The organism is Klebsiella sp. K5-45, from assembly GCF_030128605.1.
GTDB lineage: Bacteria > Pseudomonadota > Gammaproteobacteria > Enterobacterales > Enterobacteriaceae > Klebsiella > Klebsiella quasipneumoniae.
Genome location: NZ_JAKUZW010000031.1, coordinates 1 through 8,209 on the forward strand (window position 1 = coordinate 1; position 8,209 = coordinate 8,209).

Here is an 8,209-nt window from a genome sequence, read left to right on the forward strand (position 1 = left end):
AGTACCAGCGTACGGCCCACAGAATGATGTCACGCTGAAAATGCCGGCCTTTGAATGGGTTCATGTGCAGCCCCATCAGCAAAAGGGGATGATAAGTTTATCACCACCGACTATTTGCAACAGTGCCCTTTGTCGTCACCTGTGCTCTGGCAAACAAGCTGGCCAGAATAGCCTGGGCACTGACGGCGCGACAGCAAACTTACGAAGCATAAAGGCAGAAATACACCAGTTTAAACAATCATTCATCTGGTTTTGCGAATACTGATATTGATGATACTAACGGCCCACCGGCCTGTTGAGGAACCTGTAAAACGGAAAGGCTCATTGAAGCCGTATATTTTCTGGAGGTTCATCAGGCGCGGAACTCATCGAGGCGCGGGAATAAAATCCCATTCAGACGCCGGATAGATTCAAGCAAGCCAACTTGTCGTCAAAATCGGTGTTGCAAAAACGGGAGTGACCATAGATTCCGTTTTCTGAGACGTCCCCCTTATGGCAGCACTTTAAATTGAGTCTCATACAGTATCTGTTTTCTTTCTCTTCATCTCTCATGACCTGCTGCCCACTTACAGACTCCAGGGTAAAGCAAAAAATTCTCCACCGGTGAGCAGAGTATATTGCATATGCCAGTTTATGAGTGTATATATAGCATATGCCAATAAGGAGCCTTCATGCCAAGACCCAGAATTCCCCGTAACATCTGTGGCCGCCCTGCGGATACCTGTTTTAAGCCCAATGCGCGACCGATGAGCCAGCTTGAACATGTTCATTTAAAAGAAGATGAGTTTGAAGCGTTACGGCTGGTCGATTTACTGGGCATGCAACAGCAGGAAGCGGCTGTTGCAATGGGGGTTTCAAGGCAGACACTGGCCAATGTCCTGAAAGCAGCCCGTTTTAAGGTTGTGGACTGTCTCACTCAGGGCAAGGCCTTAATAATGCACTCTGAAAGGGAAGGAGTTACACAAGATGATCACAGCCATTCCAGTGAATGACGACCGGGTAGCAAATCATTTTACCAAAGCGAGTCACCTTGTCCTGGTGGATGAGCGCGGTGTGGAGCTCAGCCGGACAGAAAATCCCGCGCTGGGCGCAGATTGTTCAGGTAAACGGAAGCTGGTTGACCTGCTGGTTCAACAGCAAGTCAGCCGCGTTGTGGTCCGTAACATCGGGGAACGGATGCTGGGTAAATTACTGGGGCATCAGATCGCGGTGTACCAGACTGACTGTGGTCGTCGCTTGTTCACTGAACTGTGTGATCCGGATACCCGTGTTCTGACTGAACTGAATAAGCCGGAGCAGGGACGCCAGTCCTTTCATCATGAGGCGAAAGGGAAAAAATGCTGTCACTCTGACGGGAACACAGCAGAAAATGCGTGCCAGGGTGGGCGTCAGCATCATCACGGAAACGGGCGCTGTTGCCATTCATGAGTTTATTTCATCACGGGCGGTGATTTTTATCAGACCCGTATTGTGTATAAACCAGGAGCCGGAATGTGTGGAGGAGGCAGTAATGATGCCGGGGGAGCCCCTCAGCTGACTGAATTCCGGATGCCTCCCGTCAGTACAACCGGACGCTGAGCAGAAACAGATGAATTGTTATCTTGATGCCAGAAAGGCCCATACCTGTTGTATGGTCTGTAGTTCCCGCGACAACAACCCTGATACGGTGAACTTAATGTTTTCAGAGCACCCGGATGGCTCTGTATGTGCGGACTACACGGCCAATCACAGGCATCAGGGGTATACGGGTCTTTTACATGGCGGAATGACGAGTACCCTGCTGGATGCAGCAATGACTCATTGTTTGTTCATGCAGGGTGTGCAAGCCCTGACGGCTGAACTGACGGTAAGATTCATTTCACCCGTTTGTACCGGAGACAAACTGATGGTATGTGCCAGACTGCTTGGGCAACGCAGGGGGATTTACCTGCTTGAAGCATGGCTGACAAAAGGACAGCAGACAGTGGCACGTGCCACGGCGAAATTCATTGTTCCGTCGCAGGATATTGCTCTGGCGCATCGCTAGTGTGACAGACGACAGGTGTACCTGGTTATTATAAAAATTTGAGGCGTGTTTTGCTCAGACCGGAAAGAATAATCGCATATCGTATATTCCACTGAAACCGTGTAAGAGGTAGTTATGAGTAAACAAATCATTGATATTGGTATTGCTGAATCATCCCGGGTGGAGATTGCAGACGGCCTGTCCCGGCTTCTTGCTGACACCTATACCCTGTATATAAAAACACATTACTATCACTGGAATGTAACTGGCCCCATGTTTAACAGCTTACATTTAATGTTTGAAAATCAATACAATGAGCTGGCCACTGCCGTTGATGATATCGCTGAACGTATACGCTCGCTCGGATGCTTCGCGCCCGGCACATATCATGAATTTTCACGTTTAACAGCGGTTAATGAAGATAAGGATATTCCGGCAGCAAAAAACATGATTGAAAATCTTGTCCAGGGCCAGGAGACCGTGGTTAAAACTGCACGCTCCCTGTTCCCGCTCGTTAATAATGCGAATGATGAAGCCACAGCAGATCTGCTTACACAACGTATCCAGTTACATGAGAAAACTGCCTGGATGTTGCGTAGCCTGCTTGAATAATGTCACCCCGTGGCAGCAGAAAAAACGGTTTGTCAGCCACAGGCTATTACTGACAGTGCAGAATCATCCGTGTTCCTGTGGCTGTTTTTTCTGACCGTCACAGTATTAAACACCATTGAATCAGTGGGTTAATCAGTGAATGCGTGAACGAGAAATACAGTCCGTGACGGGCATCATCGGCTGGTATATCCGGACCACTGTTGTTTTCCCGTTAAGGTATCGCAGGTTCCGGTCTGGCATTTCACAGCCTGAACAGGGTTAATGATGCATGGATAAAACGGTTTACGGGGAAAGCAGGATCATATTATTCGTTGTTATGGCTTCCTTTACCGGTGCCTGCCTGCGGGCAGTAGAGATCATATAAGGTATTTAACAACGTCATGATACGGTTATCCTCAATACGGTAATATACCATTTTACCTGCCCGTCGGGTCTCGACCAGCTTCAGGCGGCGCATTACACCCAGCTGCTGGGACAGGGTCGGCTGAGTGATACCGACCGCCGCTTCCAGCCCGGCCACATTCGCTTCCCCCAGGCTTAACTGACACATCAACAGCAACCGGTCGCTGTTGGCCAGTCCCCGTAAGACATCTGCTGCCCTCAGGGCCGCATTCTTCATATCTGTCTGACGTTTTGTGTCTTCATTCATGAGCATTGCTGATTTCTCATACTATGTGTTTTTATATAATATAATTTAGTATACTGACGGTATCGTAATTTTGCCATCGTGTTCGTCAGGTCTGCAGCGTCCTGCCGGCCCGGGGAAACGATTATATCTGGCAGGCATTTTTGCCCCGGGTGAACAGAGAGGATGTAATGAAAATAGTGATTGTTGGTGGTGTTGCCGGCGGGGCATCCGCTGCAGCCAGAGCTCGTCGGTTATCAGAGGATGTCAGTATTGTTGTGTTTGAACGGGGAAGCGATGTCTCTTTCGCCAACTGTGGATTACCTTATCATATAGGCGGAAAAATTCCTTTAAGGCAGTCACTGATTCTGAAAACCCCGGAGGATTTTAAATCCCGCTTTAACATAGACGTCCGTATCTGTCATGAAGTGACGTCAGTGGATCCGGTTAATAAAACGGTGACGGTTAAAAATCTGACCTCAGGGGAGGTCTATAGCGAAGAATGGGATCGTCTGCTCCTCAGTACCGGCGCCGCTCCGGTTGTCCCTCCTTTGCCCGGGCTACAGGAAGAGGGTGTCTTTACGCTGCGAAATCTTACTGACATGGATGCTATCCTGGGGTGGATTGAGCAACATCACGTAGCTCACACCACGCTTGTCGGGGGGGGATTTATCGGACTTGAAGTGATGGAGGCTCTGAGCGAACGGGGGATCAGTGTGACCCTGCTGGAGATGGGGGAACAGGTTATGGCTCCGGTTGATCCTGAAATGGCATCTGCCCTGCATCAGGAAATCCGGAGTCATGGCGTGGATCTGCGTCTCAGAACGGCGCTCACCGAGGTACTGCGGACAGAGACGGGATTCCGCGTTGCACTGTCTGAGGGTGGGTTTCTGCAGACCGACATGGTTATTCTCGCCATCGGGGTAAAACCTGAGAACAGCCTTGCCACAGGAGCCGGGCTCGCAGTGGGTAAACGGGGAGGCATAAGCGTCAATGCCTGTATGCAGACCAGTATCCCTGACATCTACGCTGTGGGGGATGCCGTTGAAACTCCAGACTTTGTCTTTCAGGAACCCGCTAATTTTCCTCTGGCAGGGCCCGCCAACCGCCAGGGACGCATTGCTGCTGATAACATGCTAGATCGTCACAGCCTTTACCATGGCAGTCAGGGGACATCCATTTGTAAGGTATTTTCGCTGAGTATTGGCAGCGTCGGTGCGAATGAAAAGCAGCTGAAAGTTCATGGCACCCGATACGAGAAGGTTTACGTCCATGCCGCTGATCATGCCGGTTACTACCCGGGGGCAACGATGATCAGTCTGAAACTGCTGTTCAGCCCCGATACCGGTAAAATTCTCGGGGCTCAGGCATCAGGGAAAAAAGGGGTTGATAAACGCATCGATGTCCTGTCTGTCGCACAGCGCGCGGGGCTTACCGTCAACGATCTCGAACATCTTGAGCTGACTTATGCTCCACCTTTTAACAGTGCAAGGGACGTCGTTAACCAGGCTGGTATGGTGGCGACAAATGTAATGAAAGGAGATACGGTCATATGTCATGTCAGCGATGTGTTACAACGGGAACCGGGCAGTTATTGTTTACTTGATATTCGCTCTCCTGCCGAACTGAAACAATTTGGCGAATATCCTGACGCGCTATCCATTCCACTGGATTCCCTGCGGGAGAATCTTGAAAAAGTGCCTAAAGATAAAGAGATTTTTATAGGGTGCCAGAGTGGCCTGCGCGGGCATGTGGCATACCGTATTCTTCAGGCCCACGGCTTCAGGACATATAATCTGAGTGGTGGCTTTATAACCTGGCAGGCGGTAACGGAGTCAATAAGTAAATAAGAGATGAGGTGCCATACACATGGCACCCTGAATCGCCACAGGTTTAACAGTGAAGTGGTCTGCTGAATTTGTTCACCTGAACAGAGGTGTGGACTGACCCCGCACCGTTATAAGGACAGTTATGAAAAAAATAACTTTTCAGATCAGGCATATAATGTCAGATTCATGGTCACTATAGGAATGGCAAGGACTGGATTTTCATTTTGCAGCCATCAGGCTGCTTAGTTCAGAGATAGGTCTGTGTAATGCGTAACTTCGTGACTCGATTGAGAGTATGGTTTCCGCCCCCACTCATCTTATTGCTGTTTTTCGTCACTGATGTGTTGACTGCAATCCCGCGTTTTACCTTCGACATCGTGAATATAGTGCTAAGCGTGTTGCTGACCGGTGTTTGTATTACCATGATACTGCACACCGCTTGGCAGATGAGCACGAACGGCACGACGCTTAATCCGCTTCATCCGGATAGAACCACCAAGCTGGTAACTGTCGGTTGTTACGCATGGAGTCGAAACCCTATTTACCTTGGAATGAGCGGGCTCCAGTTATCCGTTGCTCTCTGCTTTGGCAGCCTGGTGGGGATACTTGCTGTACCGTTGTTTATGTTTGTAGTAGCCAGATTACATATCCATGTTGAAGAGGTACAGCTTCGAAAACGTTTCGGGTTGGAATGGGAACGCTATACCCAACGGGTTCGTCGCTGGTTATAGCAACCCCGTGGTGTTGCAGGAGACAAATAACGTCGAAATCATAAAGAAAAGAATTCATCATCCTTGAGCTTTTATATCGTAATCGTAAACCAGGTGCCGTATGTAGCCATTGAGCCAGTGCTGGTACCTTAGGGAAGGTGCGAATAAGCAGGTCATTTCTTCCCAAGCTGACTCGCTGATTAAAATTTCGCGGATCTGGGCCGATTTTTTTCCCGCAAACACATCGAATCAGCCTATTTAGGCTATTTTTTCCACCATTTCTGGCGTTATTTCCGGTTTTTACTGAGATCTCTCCCACTGACGTATCATTTGGTCCACCCGAAACAGGTTGGCCAGGGTGAATAACATCGCCAGTTGGTTATCGTTTTTCAGCAGCCCCTTGTATCTGGCTTTCACGAAGCCGAACTGCCGCTTGATGATGCGAAACGGGTGCTCCACCCTGGCACGGATGCTGGCTTTCATGTATTCGATGTTGATGGCCGTTTTGTTCTTGCGCGGATGCTGCTTCAAGGTTTTTACCTTGCCGGGACGCTCGGCGATCAGCCAGTCCACATCCACCTCGGCCAGCTCCTCGCGCTGTGGCGCTCCTTGGTAGCCGGCATCGGCTGAGACAAATTGCTCCTCTCCATGAAGCAGATTACCCGGCTGATTGAGGTCATGCTCGTTGGCCGCGGTGGTGACCAGGCTGTGGGTCAGGCCACTCTTGGCATCGACACCAATGTGGGCCTTCATGCCAAAGTGCCACTGATTGCCTTTCTTGGTCTGATGCATCTCCGGATCGCGTTGCTGCTCTTTGTTCTTGGTCGGTAAGCGTTAACCGGACGCCGTATTGACACTGGTCAGGCAGGTATAGCCACGTTCCACGGCAGAAGTTCACCAACCCTGTTGGAAGGCCACTCAGGCAGAACGCTCAGGATGTGGCGCAGATACGCTTCTGGATCGATACCGTTCAGACGGCACGTTCCGATCAGTCCGTACAGCAGTGCACCACGTTCGCCACCATGATCGCTCCCGAAGAAGATGTAGTTTTTCTTTCCCAGGCAGACGGCGCGAAGCGCCCGCTCCGCGGCGTTATTGTCGGGTTCCGCCAGACCGTCACGGCAGTAGTAACACAGGGCATCCCACTGGTTCAGGGCATACGTGAACGCCTCTCCCAGCCGGGATTTTTTCGACAGTGTCGCACTTTTCTCCACCATCCACTCATGCAGTGACGCCAGCAGCGGCGCACTCCGCGACTGTCTGGCCGCCAGACGCTCTGTCTCCGGCATGCCGCGTATTTCCGCTTCGATGGCGTACAGTTCGCCGATGCGTTTCAGCGCTTCCTCCGCCGTGGCGCTCTGGCTGCTGATGTACACGTCGTGGATTTTTCGGCGGGCATGCGCCCAGCATGCCGCCTCTGTCAGCACGCCGCCTTCTCGCGATGTACTGAACAGCCGGTCATACCCCGCGAAGGCATCTGCCTGCAGGACGCCACGGAAGGAGCGAAGGTGCAGCTCCGGGTGTTTTCCCTGCCGGTCCGGTGAGTACGCGAACCACGCTGCCGGAGGATCTGACGAACCGGCATTCCGGTCATCCCGGACATACGTCCAGATACGCCCGGTTTTCGTCTTTTTCCTGCCCGGCGCCAGCACCGGCACTGGAGTATCATCTGTATGCAGTTTGCGGCAGTTCATCACGTAGTGATAAAGGGCTTCGTCCAGCGGCGCCATTAAACGGCAGCACGTATCCACCCAGTTGGAGAGCAGTGCGCGGCTCAGCTCCACCCCCTGGCGGGCAAGGATTTCCGTCTGGCGGTACAGCGGCAGATGTTCACAGTATTTGGCTGTTAACACACGGGCCAGCAGACCCGGTCCGGCGATACCCCGCTCGACAGGACGTGACGGCGCGGGAGCTTCCACGATACCGTCACATTTTGTGCAGGCTTTTTTTACCCGCACTGTGCGGATCACTTTCAGGGCGCTGGCAACCAGCTCCAGCTGCTCCGCGCTGACTTCGCTGAGGTACGCCATTTCACCGCCACATGCCGGGCAGCAGGTTTCTTCCGGCTCCAGCCGGAGTATCTCACGGGGAAGATGTTCCGGAAGCGGACGACGGTGCCGGGACTGACGGAGCTGGCGGGGAACCTGCGGGTCGTCTTCCCGCCCACTGTAACGATCGCTCGCCTGTTCGCGCTGTTTCAGCAGCGCTTCGGCCTGTGCCACCTCGCGGCGCAGTTTTTCAGAACGGGTGCCGAACATCATACGGCGCAGTTTTTCTATCTGAGACCTCAGGTGTTCTATCGGCACTGTTGCAAATAGTCGGTGGTGATAAACTTATCATCCCCTTTTGCTGATGGGGCTGCACATGAACCCATTCAAAGGCCGGCATTTTCAGCGTGACATCATTCTGTGGGCCGTACGCTGGTACT

General features: G+C 51.7%; 7 protein-coding genes and 5 pseudogenes. 8 read left to right on the forward strand and 4 right to left on the reverse strand.

What is annotated here, in order from left to right; genetic code table 11:
* Positions 1 to 64, reverse strand: a pseudogene (locus MKS11_RS26825) (hypothetical protein); the annotation flags it as partial.
* Positions 65 to 128: 64 nt separating this feature from the next.
* Here MKS11_RS26825 and MKS11_RS26830 point away from each other — a divergent pair.
* From MKS11_RS26830 to MKS11_RS26850, 5 genes and pseudogenes are all read left to right on the forward strand, one after another.
* A pseudogene (locus tag MKS11_RS26830) lies at positions 129 to 212 on the forward strand (hypothetical protein); the annotation flags it as partial.
* Between the two features lie 459 nt (positions 213 to 671).
* Positions 672 to 992 (forward strand): DUF134 domain-containing protein, encoded by a 321-nt coding sequence (locus tag MKS11_RS26835; protein ID WP_001137910.1) that lies wholly within the window; start codon positions 672 to 674, stop codon positions 990 to 992.
* Entirely contained in the window at positions 967 to 1,428 is a 462-nt protein-coding gene (locus MKS11_RS26840; protein WP_000626969.1) for a NifB/NifX family molybdenum-iron cluster-binding protein, read from the forward strand. Before MKS11_RS26835 ends, MKS11_RS26840 begins: the two co-directional genes overlap by 26 nt.
* Before the next feature lie 160 nt (positions 1,429 to 1,588).
* Positions 1,589 to 2,026, forward strand: coding sequence for a PaaI family thioesterase (locus MKS11_RS26845; RefSeq protein ID WP_016241611.1), 438 nt, complete (start codon positions 1,589 to 1,591; stop codon positions 2,024 to 2,026).
* A 114-nt stretch (positions 2,027 to 2,140) separates the two neighbouring features.
* Complete coding sequence (locus tag MKS11_RS26850) at positions 2,141 to 2,617, forward strand: Dps family protein (protein WP_000043177.1); 477 nt, start codon at positions 2,141 to 2,143, stop codon at positions 2,615 to 2,617.
* A 304-nt stretch (positions 2,618 to 2,921) separates the two neighbouring features.
* Here MKS11_RS26850 and MKS11_RS26855 read toward each other — a convergent pair whose 3' ends face one another.
* Complete coding sequence (locus MKS11_RS26855) at positions 2,922 to 3,272, reverse strand: helix-turn-helix transcriptional regulator (RefSeq protein ID WP_000928911.1); 351 nt, start codon at positions 3,270 to 3,272, stop codon at positions 2,922 to 2,924.
* Positions 3,273 to 3,433: 161 nt separating this feature from the next.
* Between MKS11_RS26855 and MKS11_RS26860 the strand changes: the two genes are divergently transcribed.
* Together MKS11_RS26860 and MKS11_RS26865 are read left to right on the forward strand one after the other, a co-directional pair.
* Positions 3,434 to 5,092, forward strand: coding sequence for an FAD-dependent oxidoreductase (locus MKS11_RS26860; protein WP_000706606.1), 1,659 nt, complete (start codon positions 3,434 to 3,436; stop codon positions 5,090 to 5,092).
* A gap of 245 nt (positions 5,093 to 5,337) precedes the next feature.
* Positions 5,338 to 5,802: an isoprenylcysteine carboxylmethyltransferase family protein gene (locus MKS11_RS26865; protein ID WP_001243598.1), complete on the forward strand. Its 465-nt coding sequence runs from the start codon at positions 5,338 to 5,340 to the stop codon at positions 5,800 to 5,802.
* A gap of 279 nt (positions 5,803 to 6,081) precedes the next feature.
* On the opposite strand, the pseudogene MKS11_RS26870 reads toward MKS11_RS26865, so the two are convergent.
* Together MKS11_RS26870 and tnpC are read right to left on the reverse strand one after the other, a co-directional pair.
* Positions 6,082 to 6,606 (reverse strand): annotated as a pseudogene (locus MKS11_RS26870) (IS5-like element ISKpn26 family transposase); the annotation flags it as partial.
* A gap of 35 nt (positions 6,607 to 6,641) precedes the next feature.
* A pseudogene (gene tnpC / locus MKS11_RS26875) lies at positions 6,642 to 8,081 on the reverse strand (IS66 family transposase); the annotation flags it as partial.
* Positions 8,082 to 8,145: 64 nt separating this feature from the next.
* On the opposite strand from tnpC, the pseudogene MKS11_RS26880 reads away from it, so the two are divergent.
* Positions 8,146 to 8,209 (forward strand): annotated as a pseudogene (locus tag MKS11_RS26880) (hypothetical protein); the annotation flags it as partial.

Excerpts from the sequence above, each read along its gene's own strand:
- MKS11_RS26835 (WP_001137910.1), top strand. The coding sequence starts at position 672 with ATGCCAAGACCCAGAATTCCCCGTAACATCTGTGGCCGCCCTGCGGAT.
- MKS11_RS26840 (WP_000626969.1), top strand. The coding sequence starts at position 967 with ATGATCACAGCCATTCCAGTGAATGACGACCGGGTAGCAAATCATTTT.
- MKS11_RS26845 (WP_016241611.1), top strand. The coding sequence starts at position 1,589 with ATGAATTGTTATCTTGATGCCAGAAAGGCCCATACCTGTTGTATGGTC.
- MKS11_RS26850 (WP_000043177.1), top strand. The coding sequence starts at position 2,141 with ATGAGTAAACAAATCATTGATATTGGTATTGCTGAATCATCCCGGGTG.
- MKS11_RS26855 (WP_000928911.1), bottom strand. The coding sequence starts at position 3,272 with ATGCTCATGAATGAAGACACAAAACGTCAGACAGATATGAAGAATGCG.
- MKS11_RS26860 (WP_000706606.1), top strand. The coding sequence starts at position 3,434 with ATGAAAATAGTGATTGTTGGTGGTGTTGCCGGCGGGGCATCCGCTGCA.
- MKS11_RS26865 (WP_001243598.1), top strand. The coding sequence starts at position 5,338 with ATGCGTAACTTCGTGACTCGATTGAGAGTATGGTTTCCGCCCCCACTC.